The sequence below is a fragment of the Pseudomonas sp. LB3P25 genome (assembly GCF_054897985.1).
The window spans coordinates 2,127,677-2,144,498 of sequence record NZ_CM142711.1 but is presented as its reverse complement, the minus strand read 5'-3'; the positions used below and the strand labels follow the sequence as shown (position 1 = coordinate 2,144,498).

Sequence of the window (16,822 nt, the reverse complement as noted above, 5' to 3'; positions counted from 1 at the left end):
GCTTTTGGGCTGGCTGCCGGTCATTAAGAGAGTTTGATACTCAAGACACTGGACACCGGTTCGCCCGCCATTAACCGGGTCAGCAATTGCGGTTCTGCCCGGTCCGATGCCAGCGCACGCTCGATGACGTTTTGCGCGGTGGCCGGATCGAGAAACAGCACGCCGTTGTCGTCCGCCAGCACGAAATCCCCGGGATGCACCGTGACGCCAGCACAGTGAATCGGCTGATTGATCTGGCTGTCGCCACGGCCATGCAACTTGGTGGTCAGCAGGCTGGTGCCGCGGGCGAAGACCGGTAGGCCGGTCTCGCGCAGTTCGAGCAAGTCGGTCACCGCACCGTCCACCACAATGCCCACCGCACCGGCGCAGCGCGCCGCGCAACTGGTGACGGCGCCCACCGGGGCGTGTTGCCAGTCACCGTCGGTGTCGATCACCAGCACATCGCCGGGCTGGATGAGCGCCAGGGCCTGGTTGACCGCGATGGCATCGGCGCCCACCAGTTTCAGGGTAAGTGCCCGGCCGACCAGTTTCACATTGGGCACCATGGCCCGCAGTTGCGAGTCGGCAAAACCCTCCTCGAGAAAATGCCCGAGGGTCGGAAGGCTCACCGCGTTGAGCTGCTCGATCAGCTGCGATTCATCCATGCTGCGGCTCCTTGGCGATCAACTCGGCAACACAATCGATTTCCAGCGACACGCCCCACAGCGCCACGCAAACCGTGGTCCGGGCCGGCGGCGCATGGCCGAGGAACTCGCGATACACCGCGTTGAACGGCTCCAGCTGCGCGGGATCGGTGAGGTACGCGTTGACCTTGATCACGTGGCTGAAGTCGGACCCGGCTTCAATCAGGATTGCCTCCAGATTGCGCAAGGTTTGCCGCACTTGTTCGGGGAAACTGGCCGGCTGGTCATCAAGATCGCTCTGGGCCGGAATCTGTCCGGCGGTGAACACCAGATGACCGCTGACCACCGCCTGGGAGTAAGGGCCGACCGGGCCGATGAAGCCCGGGGCTGACTGAATTCTGCGCATGTTGTTGAACTCCATTAATCAGGCGGCAGCCGATTTGACAGGCTTGCCGAGGGCTGGCTCGTTGGCCGGCACTGCCGCTGGGACTTCACTGATGTCTCGCTTGAAGGTCTCGGTCAGCAACAACAACGACACCAACGAAATCAACGCGGCACCGATCATGTACCAGGCTACCGAAGAGCCTTTGCCGGTCGCCGCCAGTAGTGCGGTGGTGACGATGGGCGTCGCTGCACTGCCGAGCAGACCGGACAACATGTAGCTGATCGATAACCCGGAATAACGCACACGTGTGCCGAACAGTTCGGCGAGGAAGGTCGCGATCGGCCCGTAATTGGCGGCGAACGCGGTCATCAATAGCAGGTAAGCGAAGATCACCAACGACAGCTCTTTGGTGTCCATCAACCAGAACATCGGGAACGCCACCAACGCTTCGGCCACGATGCCGGCAACGATGATCGGCTTGCGTCCGTAGCGATCCGACAGCGCGCCGAACACCGGCAACATGACGATGCACCAGGCGCAGGACAGCAACACCACGCCGAGCATCACGCTGCGGCTGAACCCGAGATTCTGCGTGCCGTACGTCAGGCCGAAGGCAACGATGATGTTGAACGACGCCCCGGTCGACATGGTGGCGATCCCGCCCAGCACCACTTGTTTCCAGTACTTTCGAAACACTTCCGCCAGCGGCATTTTCACCTGCACCTCGGCTTCCTTGACCTTATTGAAGGCCGGGGTTTCAGCGATGTTCAAGCGGATGTACAAGCCCACGGCGATCAGCAGCACGCTGGCCAGGAACGGGATACGCCAACCCCAGGCCAACAGGTCTTCAGGGGACAGCCACGCGGCAATCAGCAGGAAGGCCAGGTTGGCAATCATGGTCCCGGCCGGGACGCCGATCTGTACCCACGAGCCGTACAAGCCGCGTTTGTTGGCGGGAGCGTGTTCCACCGCCATCAGCACTGCACCGCCCCACTCGCCACCCAACGCCAGGCCTTGAATCACCCTCAGTAGCAACAACAGGATCGGCGCCCAGATACCAATGGCCGCGTAATTGGGTAATAACCCGATGGCGAACGTAGCGGCACCCATGGTCAACAGTGAAACCAACAACATCGACTTGCGTCCCAGGCGGTCACCGAAATGACCAAACAGTGCCGCGCCGACAATTCGGGCCAGGTAGGCCGAAGCAAACGTACCGAACGCCAGTAATGTACCGATCAACGGATCGAAGTCCGGGAAGAACACTTTGTTGAACACCAGCGCCGAAGCCGTGGCGAACACAAACAGGTCGTACCATTCCACCGTGGTGCCAATCACACTGGCCACCGCTACTTTCTTCATGCTGATTGCAACTTCCGGAGGTGCGCCGGACTTTTCTACAGGCGATAGATCGCTCATTACTGTCTCCAGGAGTTCATCAAGAACTCGTATTTAATTGTTTTAACTGGCAGTAAAACTTTCGAGGTGAGGGACTGTTGTTATATAGCGCCCAACTCAATGGGCGAATTCGCAAGGCGCTTTCTTATTAATAACCGAGTGTTCTGTCCGCACAATTCAATAACGGTTCACCGGCATTTAAACGGCGAAAGTTCTCTGCTACTTGTTCGGCGATACAGTCGTGGGAGGCCGCGGACGCCATGTGCGGAGTGATGGTGACGCCGGGCATTGTCCAGAGACGGTGATCGACCGGCAGCGGTTCTTGTTCGAAAACATCCAGCAACGCGCCGCGCAGTTTTCCTCGGGCCAGGGCTTGTTCGAGGTCGTCGATATTCAGATGACCGCCGCGACCACAATTGACCAGCGCGGCGCCATTGGCGAGCCGCTCGAACGTTGCGCTGCCGAGGATGCCGCGGGTTTCGCTGGTCAGCGGCAACAGGTTGATCAGCAACTCCAATCCATCGAGAAACGGGTTCAGTTTTTCCGCACCGGCGAACGTCTGTACGCCCGGCAAATCCTTGCTGCGGCGCGCCCAGCCACGAACGTCGTAACCGGCGGCGGCCAGGTCCTGGGCAATGGCGCTGCCTAACGACCCAAGCCCCATCACCCCGACCTTGAACTGCCCCGCCGCCCGTTGCAGCGGCCGCTCCCAGCGCTGGTCCTGTTGCTGCAACAGCACCTGATCGAAGCCGCGGTGATAGTGAATCGCCGCCCAGCGCACGTACTCGGTCATGCCTTGGCGGTGGCCGGGATCGACCACTCGGCAGATCGGCAGATCCGGGCACGACGGGTCGTGATCGAGGTGATCGATGCCGGCGGCCACCGAGTGAATGACTTGCAGGTTCGGCAATGCTGCCAAACTACCGGGCAAGGGAAACCAGCACGCGGCAATCTGCGCATTCCTGGCCAACGGATCATCCGCCAGCACGGTAGTGAGTTGCGGCGCACTGCGGGCAAACGCGGCCTGCAATTGCTTGAGCAGCAGGGTGTCGCGGGACAGTAGAACCACGGTGTTCATGACAGATAGGACTCGCGCTGGGATTCGATCAGGGTCAGGGCGGCCTCCCAGGCCAGGTCGATGATGTTGTCCTGTTCATCACGGTCAAACTGTTCGGCGGTGTGTGCACAGACTTCCGGGGACGGGTAATGCAACGCCGAACCACCGGACAACGCCGCAACTTGCGCCTGACAGGCACGCTCCAGAAAGTGTATTTCCTGGAACGCTTGGGCCACGCCGGAACCACCGACCAACAATCCATGATTGCGCAGAATCATCGCCCGGTGCGGGCCCAGGTCGGCAATCAAACGCTCGCGCTCATCCAGCGACAGCGCGATGCCTTCATAGGTGTGATACGCCAATTTGCCGTAGAACTTCAGCGCGTGCTGACTGATCGGCAGCAAGCCGTGCTTCTGTGCGGCGACCGCCATGCCTGCGGCCGTGTGGGTGTGAATCACACAGTTGAGATCCGGGCGGGCCATGTGGATCGCCGAGTGAATGACGAAGCCGGCGGCGTTGACCCGATGACCTTCATATTCCGGGTCAACGACTCGCCCGTCCTGATCGATACGCACCAGGTCCGAAGCACGCATGCGGTCAAAAATCACTCCATAGCGGTTGATCAGGAAATGGTGCTCCGGCCCTGGAATACGCAGGGTGATGTGGGTGTCGATCAGGTCGGTCATGCGAAAGTGCGCGACCAGGCGATACAGCGCGGCCAGCTCGCAACGGGCTTGCCATTCAACCGGCCCGATGTGTTCAGGTTTACTCACGAATACACCTCTTTAGCAGCGTGGGTGACGACCGGGTTGGCGCGCAGACGGGCCAGGCCGCAAACACCGATCAAGGACAGGGCCGAGAGCAAAGTGAAGAACACCGCCAACGGCAACCATTGTCCGGAAAACTTGCTCGCCAGCAGCGTGCCGATCAGCGGCGTGGTGCCGCCGGCCAGCGCGCAGCTGAGTTGGTAGGCGATAGAAATGCCCGAGTAGCGCAGGTGCACCGGGAACGCCTGGGTCATGTAACCGGCGATCACCGCGTACAGCGCCGAGAGAATCACCACCGCCAGAGCAATGCCGACAGTCATCAGCAGAATGTTCTGTGTGCCCACCAGCATGAACATCGGATACGGCGTGACCATGCACAGCAGCGCGACCAGTTTGAGGAAGCGGCCTTCGCCGATGCGCTCGGCCAGCAACGCGGAGAGCGGTTGCGAGAGCAGCTGAATGACGGTCACCAGGAACAGGCAATCGAGGATCGTCGAGCGCGCGATGCCCTGATACTGGGTGACGTAGGTGATCATGAACGTATTGGTAAAGAAGAACCCGGCCGAACCGATGGTCACGGCGGCGGCGGCAAACAGGATCTGCCGCCAGCAGGTGCGGATCACGTCCTTCACCGGGTACTTGGAAGTCTCGTTGTTGTCCCGGGCCTTGGCGAACTCCGGCGACTCGTGGACACCGGAACGGATCATCAGACCGACCATCATCAACAAACCGCTGGCGAGAAACGGCAGACGCCAGCCCCAGGCGAGGAAGTCCTCGGGCTCAAGGGAAGTCACCAGACGAAAGGCGATCAACGCCAGCAGTAAACCGGCCGGGCTGCCGAGTTGAGCGAACGATGCATAGAAAGTCTTGCGCTTGGCCGGTGCGTGCTCGCTGGCCATCAACACCGCCCCGCCCCACTCGCCACCGACTGAAATGCCCTGGATCAAACGCAGCACAATCAGACCGACCGGTGCCCAGATGCCGACGCTGGCGTAGCTGGGCAACAGACCGATGCCGGCGGTCGCCAAACCCATCAGGGCCATGGTCACCAGCAGCATTTTCTTGCGACCGAGGCGATCACCCAGATGACCGAAAACCATGCCGGCCATTGGGCGAGCGATGAAGCCGACGGCGAAACTGCCGAACGCTGCCAGGGTGCTCATCACCGGATCGTGGCTGGGAAAGAACACTTGCCCGAGCACCAGCGCCGCCGCCGTGGCATAGATGTAGAAGTCGTAGAATTCAATGGTCGTGCCAATGAAGGCTGCCGCCGCCGCTCGACGCGGTTGAGGGGTAGTGTGCATGCAAGGACCCTGTGTATTTATAGTTTTGGGCAGGTGCTGAAGGCTGTTTACGGGTTGCACTCTGTGGCGCTTGTTAGCTTTATCGCTTCCGTGCCAGGATTAGTCAATTTTCATATTCTTATCTTTACTATTAGCCTTGCTACTACATGGAGTTTTTATGCCCTCCACCTCTAACCCTTGGGTCGGTCGCCGCTTTCTGAATGACCGCCTCGACTGGAACCTGTTACGCACCTATTTGGTGATCGGCCAGGAAGGCAGCATGAGCCGGGCCGCCGCGCGATTGCACATCACGCAGTCAGCCGTCAGCCAGGCGCTGAAACGGCTGGAAGAACAATTGGAATGTGTGTTGATTGCCCGCAGTGGGCGACGGTTTGATCTGACAGAAACCGGGGAGGAAGTCCTGCGTATTGCGGCGGACATTTACGGCGATATTTCACGACTGGGCACGGTGGTGGAGAGTCGTAACGACGACGTGGTCGGCAAAATTCGCATCCTTACCGTCAGCGGCGTGCAGGCACGACATTACGACGAGTTCCTCGCCGATTTCCACGAAACCCATCCGAAAATCGAGTTTGAAGTCGAGGTGATGGGCAGTTCGAACATCATCAGTTCACTGCTGCAAAAGACGGCGACCATTGGCGTCGGCCTGTGCCGTTTACCGCAGCCGCGGCTGGAGCAGCGAGTGCTGTTTCGTGAGACTTATGCGTACTTTTGTGGGCAGCGTCATAGGTTGTTTGGGCAAGAGAATCTGACCTTGGAACAGCTCGCGGCGGAGAACTTTGTCAGCTTCACCAGCGACCAATTGGGGGGCAATCTTTCGCCCCTGACCTTGTTCCGCGACCAACAAGGCTTTACTGGCAAGATCGTTGCCTCATCGACGAGCTTCGAAGAAATTTATCGCTTGATTTGCGCAGGCTTCGGCATTGGCTGTCTGCCGACGCACCTGGTGCGAAGGGATGTCGAGCAAGGTTTACTCTGGCGTTTGCCGCCGGAAGATGGGGTGGTGGATTTCGATATCCAGCTGCTGTGGAATCGCGAGCAGAAGATGAGTCAGGCCGAAATCGTGTTCCTCGAAAGCTTCCAGCACATGCTCAGTATTCGTGAGCCTGTGCTGTGAAGCCTTGATCGCTAGACGTGAGGATCGCCCGGTGCTTTGCTAGGCGTGGCGTATTGCGGCTTCAAGTGCCCCTCTTGATCGAGTAGCCAGGCATCCATGATCTGCCGCACCACGGGACCTGCGACGCGACCACCGGCCTCTCCGTTTTCGATCATCACCGAGATGACAATCTTCGGATGTTCGGCAGGGGCGAAACCGACGAACAAGGCGTTGTCGCGGTTACGTTCCAGGGTTTTCGCCCGGTTGTAACGCTCGCCTTGCTTGATCGCCACCACTTGCGCCGTACCACTCTTGCCGGCGATACGGTACTGAGCGCCCTGCGCCGCCGCTCGGGCAATCCCGCGAGCATCGTGCATCACCATTTGCATGCCGTGGTTGACCTGCTCCCAGTCACGCGGGTCTTTCAACAAGATGTTTGGCATTGGATGCTCGTCCACTGGTGCAACACCGTCCACGGTTTTGGCCAGGCGCGGGCGATTCCAGACACCTTTGTTGGCGATCAGCGCAGTGGCTTGGGCGAGCTGCAGCGGCGTGACCTGCATGTAGCCCTGGCCGATGCCGAGGATCACGGTCTCACCCGGGAACCATGCCTGACGGCGCGTGGCACGCTTCCAGGCTTGTGATGGCATCAGGCCGGCAGACTCTTCGAACATGTCCAGCGAGACTTTCTCGCCGAGACCGAACATGGCCATGTAGTCATGCAGGCGATCGATACCCAGCTTGTGGGCCAAGTCGTAGAAATAGGTGTCGTTGGAGCGCATGATCGCCGCGTCCATGTCCACCCAGCCATCGCCGCTGTGGTTCCAGTTGCGGTATTTGTGATCGAAGTCCGGGAGTTGGTAATAACCGGGGTCGAAGACGCGGGTCTGCGGGGTAACGACGCCGGCGTCCAGGCCGGCAATGGCCACTTCCGGCTTGATGGTCGAACCCGGTGCGTAGAGGCCGCGCAGTACGCGGTTGAACAGCGGTCGGTCGATGGAGTCGTGGAGCGCTGCGTATTCCTTGAAGCTGATTCCGGTGACGAACAGGTTCGGGTCGAAACTCGGTTTGCTGACCATCGCGAGTACTTCGCCGGTCGACGGATCGAGAGCGACCACCGAACCGCGACGATCGCCCAAGGCTTCCTCGGCGGCTTCCTGAAGTTTGACGTCGAGGCTCAGTACGATGTTTTGGCCTGGGATCGGATCGGTGTGCTTGAGCACTCGCAGGACCCGGCCTTGAGCGTTGGTTTCGACTTCTTCGTAACCCACTTGGCCGTGCAACTGCGACTCGTAGAATTTTTCGATGCCGGTCTTGCCGATGGATTGAGTTCCACGGTATTCCACCGTGTCCAGGGCTTTGGACTCTTTCTCGTTGATGCGGCCGACGTAGCCGATCGAATGCGCAAAGTGCGCGCCCATCGGGTAGTGGCGAACGAATTGTGGCTCTACGTCGATCCCCGGCAGACGGAACTCGTTGACCGCCAACACGGCGATTTGTTCTTCGCTGAGTTCGTAGAACAAGGTGACCGGCACGAACGGATGGCGCGTCTGCTTCATCGCCTTGTCGAACAACGCGCGGTCTTCGGTCGGCAAGTGCAGGAGGTTGACCACCTCATCCAGTTCCTCTTTGACATCAGAGGCGCGTTCGCGGGTGATGGTCAGGTTGAAGCTGGGCCGGTTATCCGCCAGAACCACGCCGTTGCGGTCATAAATCAAGCCGCGGGTGGGAGTGATCGGCAGGACATGGACGCGGTTGTTTTCGGAGATCGTCGAGTGATAGTCAAATTCGACCACCTGCAGGACGTACATGCGCACGACCAGCGCGCAGGTAATGGCGACAACGAACAGGGCGCATGCCATCAGTCTTTTGTTGACCAGGCGCGTCTCTTTTTCGTGGTCCTTGATCGGTATCGGTTGGGGCATTTCTGCAGCAGCTCTTTGACTGTAAAGGGGGTGCCGATCCGTAGGCTTGAAATCAGTCCGTTAAAAAACGAGCTGCACCATACCAAAAACCGTGCGGTCACTTTAGTGCGATTTCCTCTAACGGTTGTCCTTGAAGGCCAAAACGACGGTCGGTTTTGTTATGACTCGTGCGTTTTTCTCAAGATTGATATTCCCATTCATGCATTTTTCTTGAAGGAGGGCCTGTAGATACTGGGTGTATGTCATTCCGTTTTGTTTTTTTGGAGTCTTTCATGCATCCACGATTTCAACGATTACTTGGCTCCAATGGGTTTTCCATTGGGCTGGAACTGCCGCTGGATAACGATTGGTCCAGCCATGGGCAGCGGCTGCGGATTGCCGAGGAGCGGCCGTTTGGTGTTCCGGACCTGAAGCAGCACGCCGCAATGGCGCGCCTCGCAGACAAGGCTGGTTTCCGCGCCCTGTGGGTGCGCGATGTGCCGGTTTATGATCCCAATTTTGGTGATGCGGCACAGGTGTTCGAAACCTTTTCCTACCTTGGCTACCTGGCCGGGATCACTGACAACATCATGCTGGGTACCGCGGCGGTTGTATTACCGCTACGTCAACCGTGGTTAACGCTCAAGGCCGCCAACAGCGTCGATGAGTTGAGTGATGGACGATTGCTGCTAGGCGTCGCCAGCGGCGACCGACCTATGGAATATCCGTTGTTTGGTGTGGATTACGACCAGCGGGGAGAGATCTTTCGCGACACGGTTGAGTTGTTACGCAGCCAAGGTGAAGGTCGCCTGCCGGAAGGTGCTCGCCTGTTACCGGAGCGAGATCAGCCGGTGCCATTGCTGGTTGCAGGTCTTGGTCAGCAATCCCCAGCGTGGATTGGCCAACACATGGACGGTTGGCTCGCCTACCCTGGCACTCCGGATGAGCATCGGCGCCGAGTGGGGCTGTGGCGGGAGGTCGGTGGTGATAAACCCTACATCAGCTTCGTGCACCTGGATCTGGCGGCCAATCCTCATGTACCGATGCGACGCGTACGTTTTGGCGGCAGCTGCGGGAGGCTGGCATTGATCGATGAGCTTCAGGCTTTGCATGAAGCAGGCGTGCAGCACGTTGGCTTGCATCTGCGTCGTAGCGAACGACCGGTTGCCGAGGTGATTGAAGAAATCGCTGAATACGTTCTGCCGAAGTTTCACTAACGATGCTGCTGGAACCTGGGATAGCCGATGGACTATCCCTTTTTCGCCACGGCACTTTCCTGCGGGCAAAACAAAACCCCTACCTGCATACGCAGATAGGGGTTTCGGAATTTAATCTTGACGATGACCTACTCTCACATGGGGAAACCCCACACTACCATCGGCGATGCATCGTTTCACTGCTGAGTTCGGGATGGGATCAGGTGGTTCCAATGCTCTATGGTCGTCAAGAAATTCGGTAGCCAGGTCGTGGGCCTTTGCAGGTTCACGCTCCAGCGAATGGGTATGCGATAGGTTGGTGTTTTGTGAGTATCTCGAACTTTCGGTTCGTGTCGTCTTCACACACCGCAATCTGCTGCTCTTTATTAAGGAGCCGACGCAAATTGCTTGGGTGTTATATGGTCAAGCCTCACGGGCAATTAGTATTGGTTAGCTCAACGCCTCACAGCGCTTACACACCCAACCTATCAACGTCGTAGTCTTCGACGGCCCTTCAGGGGACTCAAGGTCCCAGTGAGATCTCATCTTGAGGCTAGTTTCCCGCTTAGATGCTTTCAGCGGTTATCTATTCCGAACATAGCTACCCGGCAATGCCACTGGCGTGACAACCGGAACACCAGAGGTTCGTCCACTCCGGTCCTCTCGTACTAGGAGCAGCCCCTCTCAAATCTCAAACGTCCACGGCAGATAGGGACCGAACTGTCTCACGACGTTCTAAACCCAGCTCGCGTACCACTTTAAATGGCGAACAGCCATACCCTTGGGACCGGCTTCAGCCCCAGGATGTGATGAGCCGACATCGAGGTGCCAAACACCGCCGTCGATATGAACTCTTGGGCGGTATCAGCCTGTTATCCCCGGAGTACCTTTTATCCGTTGAGCGATGGCCCTTCCATACAGAACCACCGGATCACTAAGACCTACTTTCGTACCTGCTCGACGTGTCTGTCTCGCAGTCAAGCGCGCTTTTGCCTTTATACTCTACGACCGATTTCCGACCGGTCTGAGCGCACCTTCGTACTCCTCCGTTACTCTTTAGGAGGAGACCGCCCCAGTCAAACTACCCACCATACACTGTCCTCGATCCGGATAACGGACCTGAGTTAGAACCTCAAAGTTGCCAGGGTGGTATTTCAAGGTTGGCTCCACGCGAACTGGCGTCCACGCTTCAAAGCCTCCCACCTATCCTACACAAGCAAATTCAAAGTCCAGTGCAAAGCTATAGTAAAGGTTCACGGGGTCTTTCCGTCTAGCCGCGGATACACTGCATCTTCACAGCGATTTCAATTTCACTGAGTCTCGGGTGGAGACAGCGCCGCCATCGTTACGCCATTCGTGCAGGTCGGAACTTACCCGACAAGGAATTTCGCTACCTTAGGACCGTTATAGTTACGGCCGCCGTTTACCGGGGCTTCGATCAAGAGCTTCGCGTTAGCTAACCCCATCAATTAACCTTCCGGCACCGGGCAGGCGTCACACCCTATACGTCCACTTTCGTGTTTGCAGAGTGCTGTGTTTTTAATAAACAGTCGCAGCGGCCTGGTATCTTCGACCGGCATGGGCTTACGCAGTAAATGCTTCACCCTCACCGGCGCACCTTCTCCCGAAGTTACGGTGCCATTTTGCCTAGTTCCTTCACCCGAGTTCTCTCAAGCGCCTTGGTATTCTCTACCCAACCACCTGTGTCGGTTTGGGGTACGGTTCCTGGTTACCTGAAGCTTAGAAGCTTTTCTTGGAAGCATGGCATCAACCACTTCGTCACCCAGAGGGTAACTCGTCATCAGCTCTCGGCCTTAGAATCCCGGATTTACCTAAGATTCCAGCCTACCACCTTAAACTTGGACAACCAACGCCAAGCTGGCCTAGCCTTCTCCGTCCCTCCATCGCAATAACCAGAAGTACAGGAATATTAACCTGTTTTCCATCGACTACGCTTTTCAGCCTCGCCTTAGGGACCGACTAACCCTGCGTCGATTAACGTTGCGCAGGAAACCTTGGTCTTTCGGCGTGGGTGTTTTTCACACCCATTGTCGTTACTCATGTCAGCATTCGCACTTCTGATACCTCCAGCAAGCTTCTCAACTCACCTTCACAGGCTTACAGAACGCTCCTCTACCGCATCACCTAAGTGATACCCGTAGCTTCGGTGTATGGTTTGAGCCCCGTTACATCTTCCGCGCAGGCCGACTCGACTAGTGAGCTATTACGCTTTCTTTAAAGGGTGGCTGCTTCTAAGCCAACCTCCTAGCTGTCTAAGCCTTCCCACATCGTTTCCCACTTAACCATAACTTTGGGACCTTAGCTGACGGTCTGGGTTGTTTCCCTTTTCACGACGGACGTTAGCACCCGCCGTGTGTCTCCCATGCTCGGCACTTGTAGGTATTCGGAGTTTGCATCGGTTTGGTAAGTCGGGATGACCCCCTAGCCGAAACAGTGCTCTACCCCCTACAGTGATACATGAGGCGCTACCTAAATAGCTTTCGAGGAGAACCAGCTATCTCCGAGCTTGATTAGCCTTTCACTCCGATCCACAGGTCATCCGCTAACTTTTCAACGGTAGTCGGTTCGGTCCTCCAGTTAGTGTTACCCAACCTTCAACCTGCCCATGGATAGATCGCCCGGTTTCGGGTCTATTCCCAGCGACTAGACGCCCTATTAAGACTCGCTTTCGCTACGCCTCCCCTATTCGGTTAAGCTCGCCACTGAAAATAAGTCGCTGACCCATTATACAAAAGGTACGCAGTCACCCAACAAAGTGGGCTCCCACTGCTTGTACGCATACGGTTTCAGGATCTATTTCACTCCCCTCTCCGGGGTTCTTTTCGCCTTTCCCTCACGGTACTAGTTCACTATCGGTCAGTCAGTAGTATTTAGCCTTGGAGGATGGTCCCCCCATATTCAGACAAAGTTTCTCGTGCTCCGTCCTACTCGATTTCATGACTAAGAGATTTTCGCGTACAGGGCTATCACCCACTATGGCCGCACTTTCCAGAGCGTTCCGCTAATCTCAAAGCCACTTAAGGGCTAGTCCCCGTTCGCTCGCCACTACTAAGGGAATCTCGGTTGATTTCTTTTCCTCAGGGTACTTAGATGTTTCAGTTCCCCTGGTTCGCCTCTTAAGCCTATGTATTCAGCTTAAGATAACCATCTTATGATGGCTGGGTTCCCCCATTCAGACATCTCCGGATCAAAGTCTGTTTGCCGACTCCCCGAAGCTTTTCGCAGGCTACCACGTCTTTCATCGCCTCTGACTGCCAAGGCATCCACCGTATGCGCTTCTTCACTTGACCATATAACCCCAAGCAATCTGGTTATACTGTGAAGACGACATTCGCCGAAAATTCGCAATTTAACTCACAAATTTTACCTTAGCCTGATCCCACACCAGTGAAAGTGTGGTCCAGTCTATCTTTCTATCACATACCCAAATTTTTAAAGAACGATCTAGCCAAAGACTAGAAATCAACATTCACCATCTCAACGATGGAATGCTCATTTCTAAGCTTTCAACAACAGAAGCAGTAGTGGTGGAGCCAAACGGGATCGAACCGTTGACCTCCTGCGTGCAAGGCAGGCGCTCTCCCAGCTGAGCTATGGCCCCGTATTGCTACAGGTTCCCACACAAAATTGGTGGGTCTGGGCAGATTCGAACTGCCGACCTCACCCTTATCAGGGGTGCGCTCTAACCAACTGAGCTACAGACCCAATTTCGAGCTTTAAGGCCGACCTCACCCTGCTCTTTACCACAAAGCATGGGGTGCGCTCCAACCAACTAAGCTACAACCTGTTAGGGCTGCTTCTTATCGTCTTCTTCAATGAATCAAGCAATTCGTGTGGGAACTTATGGAGCAGCTGATGTCGTCGATTAAGGAGGTGATCCAGCCGCAGGTTCCCCTACGGCTACCTTGTTACGACTTCACCCCAGTCATGAATCACACCGTGGTAACCGTCCTCCCGAAGGTTAGACTAGCTACTTCTGGTGCAACCCACTCCCATGGTGTGACGGGCGGTGTGTACAAGGCCCGGGAACGTATTCACCGCGACATTCTGATTCGCGATTACTAGCGATTCCGACTTCACGCAGTCGAGTTGCAGACTGCGATCCGGACTACGATCGGTTTTCTGGGATTAGCTCCACCTCGCGGCTTGGCAACCCTCTGTACCGACCATTGTAGCACGTGTGTAGCCCAGGCCGTAAGGGCCATGATGACTTGACGTCATCCCCACCTTCCTCCGGTTTGTCACCGGCAGTCTCCTTAGAGTGCCCACCATAACGTGCTGGTAACTAAGGACAAGGGTTGCGCTCGTTACGGGACTTAACCCAACATCTCACGACACGAGCTGACGACAGCCATGCAGCACCTGTCTCAATGTTCCCGAAGGCACCCATCCATCTCTGGAAAGTTCATTGGATGTCAAGGCCTGGTAAGGTTCTTCGCGTTGCTTCGAATTAAACCACATGCTCCACCGCTTGTGCGGGCCCCCGTCAATTCATTTGAGTTTTAACCTTGCGGCCGTACTCCCCAGGCGGTCAACTTAATGCGTTAGCTGCGCCACTAAGAGCTCAAGGCTCCCAACGGCTAGTTGACATCGTTTACGGCGTGGACTACCAGGGTATCTAATCCTGTTTGCTCCCCACGCTTTCGCACCTCAGTGTCAGTATCAGTCCAGGTGGTCGCCTTCGCCACTGGTGTTCCTTCCTATATCTACGCATTTCACCGCTACACAGGAAATTCCACCACCCTCTACCATACTCTAGCTCGACAGTTTTGAATGCAGTTCCCAGGTTGAGCCCGGGGATTTCACATCCAACTTAACGAACCACCTACGCGCGCTTTACGCCCAGTAATTCCGATTAACGCTTGCACCCTCTGTATTACCGCGGCTGCTGGCACAGAGTTAGCCGGTGCTTATTCTGTCGGTAACGTCAAGACACCAACGTATTAGGTTAATGCCCTTCCTCCCAACTTAAAGTGCTTTACAATCCGAAGACCTTCTTCACACACGCGGCATGGCTGGATCAGGCTTTCGCCCATTGTCCAATATTCCCCACTGCTGCCTCCCGTAGGAGTCTGGACCGTGTCTCAGTTCCAGTGTGACTGATCATCCTCTCAGACCAGTTACGGATCGTCGCCTTGGTGAGCCATTACCTCACCAACTAGCTAATCCGACCTAGGCTCATCTGATAGCGCAAGGCCCGAAGGTCCCCTGCTTTCTCCCGTAGGACGTATGCGGTATTAGCGTCCGTTTCCGAGCGTTATCCCCCACTACCAGGCAGATTCCTAGGCATTACTCACCCGTCCGCCGCTCGCCACCAGGTACAAGTACCCGTGCTGCCGCTCGACTTGCATGTGTTAGGCCTGCCGCCAGCGTTCAATCTGAGCCATGATCAAACTCTTCAGTTCAAACATCTTTGGGTTTTTAAGAAACCCTAAACTTGGCTCAGCAATCGTTGGTTACATCTTTGATTTCTCGCGGAGTAACTTGTGATGCTGATAATCTTGTTGACTATCAGTCTGACTCCACAAGCACCCACACGAATTGCTTGATTCAGTTGTTAAAGAGCGGTTGGTTAAGATCTTTCGTCTCAACCGAGGCGCGCATTCTACAGCAGCCTCTGTTGCTGTCAAGCGGTTATTTTTCGAAGTTTTCAAAGTTTCCTTTGCAACTTCAACCACTTGCGCTTTCGATCTCTCGTTAGCGGGAGGCGAATTCTACAGCGTTACTCGCTGCTGTCAACACCTCTTTTTCACCGCTTTCGACCGAGAAGATCGAACCGTTAAAAGAGCCAAACAACCCCGCTCTTTCAACTCCTTCCAGGCTTCGATGAACTGAAGCAACTGGCCGCCGAAAACTGCATAACTCTTTGTTTATCAAGGAGTTTTCCGTTTCGACTGCGCCGGAAGTGGGGCGAATTATAGACTTCCAGAATCTGCCGTCAACCCTTAATTACGCTTTTCTATAAGGATGCTCAAAATCGCTGCTTATATATAGACGCGCCCGCCATGAATGCGCAGTATATTGCCCAGCAACACTCTCGTTTCCTACTTCGGACGATGCCACGCAATGAATGACCAACCTCGCAGCCTTGCCTCGATCCTGTTTTCGGTTGGCCTGCTATTGATAGCCATGGCATCAATCCAGTCGGGAGCCTCCCTCGCTAAAAGCATGTTCCCCATTATCGGCGCGCAAGGGACCACCACCCTGCGGCTGATCTTCGCCAGCGTGATCATGATGCTGATACTGCGCCCCTGGCGAGCGAAGCTCACCGCAAAATCCCTGCGCACCGTCATCGTCTACGGAATGGCGTTGGGCGGCATGAACTTCCTCTTCTATATGTCCTTGCAAACCGTCCCCCTCGGTATCGCGGTTGCGCTGGAATTCACGGGCCCACTGGCGGTAGCCATCTACGCCTCACGTCGTGCGATAGACTTTTTGTGGATCGCCCTGGCAGCCGTCGGTTTGCTGCTGTTGATACCTACGGGAGAAACGACCGCGGGAATCGATCTGGTAGGCGCCGGTTATGCATTGGGCGCGGGTGTCTGCTGGGCGCTGTACATTCTATTCGGCCAAAAGGCTGGCGCCGACAATGGTGTGCAGACCGCAGCACTGGGGGTAATGATTGCGGCGCTATTTGTAGCGCCTATCGGTATTGTCCATGCTGGCGCCGCGCTTCTTACTCCGTCACTGATCCCCGTGGCCATCGGTGTCGCCATTCTGTCCACCGCCCTGCCCTACACGCTGGAAATGGTGGCCCTTACCCGAATCCCTACCCGGACCTTCGGCACGTTGATGAGCATTGAACCTGCGATCGGCGCACTGTCAGGCCTATTGTTCCTCCACGAGTACCTCTCACTGTCACAGTGGATGGCCATCATGTGCATCATTCTGGCTTCCGTAGGCGCGACCATGACGATGGGGAGTGCGGCCAAGCCTGCAGTCGCGGCAGATTGAGACAGGATTTGAAGAGGGTCTGGTATTTGCCGCGCAATTAGGCCATGTTTAGGCCCGTAACCCAGTGTCAGACATGGATTTTTCAGATAGGGATATCAGAACGCTTCAAGCGAAAGC

At 56.3% G+C, this 16,822-nt stretch carries 10 protein-coding genes, 2 tRNA genes and 3 rRNA genes; 3 read left to right on the top strand and 12 right to left on the bottom strand.

What is annotated here, in order from left to right:
- Positions 1-23 precede the first annotated feature (23 nt).
- The 6 genes from ACYZTW_RS09560 to ACYZTW_RS09535 all read right to left on the bottom strand — a co-directional run bounded on the left by ACYZTW_RS09560 (position 24) and on the right by ACYZTW_RS09535 (position 5,534).
- Positions 24-644, bottom strand: coding sequence for an RraA family protein (locus ACYZTW_RS09560; RefSeq protein ID WP_462004649.1), 621 nt, complete (start codon positions 642-644; stop codon positions 24-26).
- A complete protein-coding gene (locus tag ACYZTW_RS09555) occupies positions 637-1,029 on the bottom strand; it encodes a RidA family protein (protein ID WP_462004648.1) in 393 nt (130 codons plus the stop codon). The genes ACYZTW_RS09560 and ACYZTW_RS09555 overlap by 8 nt, the downstream gene beginning before the upstream one ends.
- 18 nt (positions 1,030-1,047) lie before the next feature.
- Positions 1,048-2,427 carry an MFS transporter gene (locus ACYZTW_RS09550; RefSeq protein WP_462004647.1) on the bottom strand — a complete coding sequence of 460 codons (1,380 nt, stop codon included), beginning with the start codon at positions 2,425-2,427 and terminating at the stop codon, positions 1,048-1,050.
- A gap of 127 nt (positions 2,428-2,554) precedes the next feature.
- Complete coding sequence (locus ACYZTW_RS09545; protein ID WP_462004646.1) at positions 2,555-3,484, bottom strand: 2-hydroxyacid dehydrogenase; 930 nt, start codon at positions 3,482-3,484, stop codon at positions 2,555-2,557.
- A complete protein-coding gene (locus tag ACYZTW_RS09540) occupies positions 3,481-4,236 on the bottom strand; it encodes a class II aldolase/adducin family protein (RefSeq protein WP_056741989.1) in 756 nt (251 codons plus the stop codon). The genes ACYZTW_RS09545 and ACYZTW_RS09540 overlap by 4 nt, the downstream gene beginning before the upstream one ends.
- Positions 4,233-5,534 carry an MFS transporter gene (locus tag ACYZTW_RS09535; RefSeq protein ID WP_462004645.1) on the bottom strand — a complete coding sequence of 434 codons (1,302 nt, stop codon included), beginning with the start codon at positions 5,532-5,534 and terminating at the stop codon, positions 4,233-4,235. The genes ACYZTW_RS09540 and ACYZTW_RS09535 overlap by 4 nt, the downstream gene beginning before the upstream one ends.
- A gap of 157 nt (positions 5,535-5,691) precedes the next feature.
- On the opposite strand from ACYZTW_RS09535, the gene ACYZTW_RS09530 reads away from it, so the two are divergent.
- The gene (locus ACYZTW_RS09530) at positions 5,692-6,651 is read left to right on the top strand and encodes a LysR family transcriptional regulator (RefSeq protein WP_462004644.1); all 960 of its coding nucleotides are present in this window, start codon (positions 5,692-5,694) and stop codon (positions 6,649-6,651) included.
- Positions 6,652-6,662: 11 nt separating this feature from the next.
- Here the strand turns inward: ACYZTW_RS09530 and mrdA are convergent, their stop codons facing one another.
- A complete protein-coding gene (mrdA, locus tag ACYZTW_RS09525) occupies positions 6,663-8,555 on the bottom strand; it encodes a penicillin-binding protein 2 (RefSeq protein WP_462004643.1) in 1,893 nt (630 codons plus the stop codon).
- A gap of 272 nt (positions 8,556-8,827) precedes the next feature.
- Between mrdA and ACYZTW_RS09520 the strand changes: the two genes are divergently transcribed.
- Positions 8,828-9,751, top strand: coding sequence for a TIGR03571 family LLM class oxidoreductase (locus tag ACYZTW_RS09520; protein ID WP_462004642.1), 924 nt, complete (start codon positions 8,828-8,830; stop codon positions 9,749-9,751).
- Between the two features lie 115 nt (positions 9,752-9,866).
- Here the strand turns inward: ACYZTW_RS09520 and rrf are convergent.
- The 5 genes from rrf to ACYZTW_RS09495 form a co-directional block, all read right to left on the bottom strand.
- A 5S ribosomal RNA gene (rrf, locus tag ACYZTW_RS09515) occupies positions 9,867-9,982 on the bottom strand.
- Between the two features lie 167 nt (positions 9,983-10,149).
- Positions 10,150-13,041: ribosomal RNA gene (locus ACYZTW_RS09510) — 23S ribosomal RNA — on the bottom strand.
- A 235-nt stretch (positions 13,042-13,276) separates the two neighbouring features.
- Positions 13,277-13,352: transfer RNA gene (locus tag ACYZTW_RS09505), tRNA-Ala, on the bottom strand.
- A 27-nt stretch (positions 13,353-13,379) separates the two neighbouring features.
- Positions 13,380-13,456, bottom strand: a tRNA-Ile gene (locus tag ACYZTW_RS09500).
- A 161-nt stretch (positions 13,457-13,617) separates the two neighbouring features.
- Positions 13,618-15,156: ribosomal RNA gene (locus tag ACYZTW_RS09495) — 16S ribosomal RNA — on the bottom strand.
- Together the 16S, 23S and 5S rRNA genes with 2 tRNA genes alongside form the textbook arrangement of a ribosomal RNA operon.
- A 661-nt stretch (positions 15,157-15,817) precedes the next feature.
- Between ACYZTW_RS09495 and rhtA the strand changes: the two genes are divergently transcribed.
- Positions 15,818-16,705 (top strand): threonine/homoserine exporter RhtA, encoded by an 888-nt coding sequence (rhtA, locus tag ACYZTW_RS09490; protein ID WP_462004641.1) that lies wholly within the window; start codon positions 15,818-15,820, stop codon positions 16,703-16,705.
- Positions 16,706-16,822 lie beyond the last annotated feature (117 nt).

Coding starts and splice junctions, on each gene's coding strand:
- mrdA (WP_462004643.1), bottom strand. CDS start 8,555: ATGCCCCAACCGATACCGATCAAGGACCACGAAAAAGAGACGCGCCTG.
- ACYZTW_RS09545 (WP_462004646.1), bottom strand. CDS start 3,484: ATGAACACCGTGGTTCTACTGTCCCGCGACACCCTGCTGCTCAAGCAA.
- ACYZTW_RS09560 (WP_462004649.1), bottom strand. CDS start 644: ATGGATGAATCGCAGCTGATCGAGCAGCTCAACGCGGTGAGCCTTCCG.
- ACYZTW_RS09530 (WP_462004644.1), top strand. CDS start 5,692: ATGCCCTCCACCTCTAACCCTTGGGTCGGTCGCCGCTTTCTGAATGAC.
- ACYZTW_RS09555 (WP_462004648.1), bottom strand. CDS start 1,029: ATGCGCAGAATTCAGTCAGCCCCGGGCTTCATCGGCCCGGTCGGCCCT.
- ACYZTW_RS09520 (WP_462004642.1), top strand. CDS start 8,828: ATGCATCCACGATTTCAACGATTACTTGGCTCCAATGGGTTTTCCATT.
- rhtA (WP_462004641.1), top strand. CDS start 15,818: ATGAATGACCAACCTCGCAGCCTTGCCTCGATCCTGTTTTCGGTTGGC.
- ACYZTW_RS09535 (WP_462004645.1), bottom strand. CDS start 5,534: ATGCACACTACCCCTCAACCGCGTCGAGCGGCGGCGGCAGCCTTCATT.
- ACYZTW_RS09550 (WP_462004647.1), bottom strand. CDS start 2,427: ATGAGCGATCTATCGCCTGTAGAAAAGTCCGGCGCACCTCCGGAAGTT.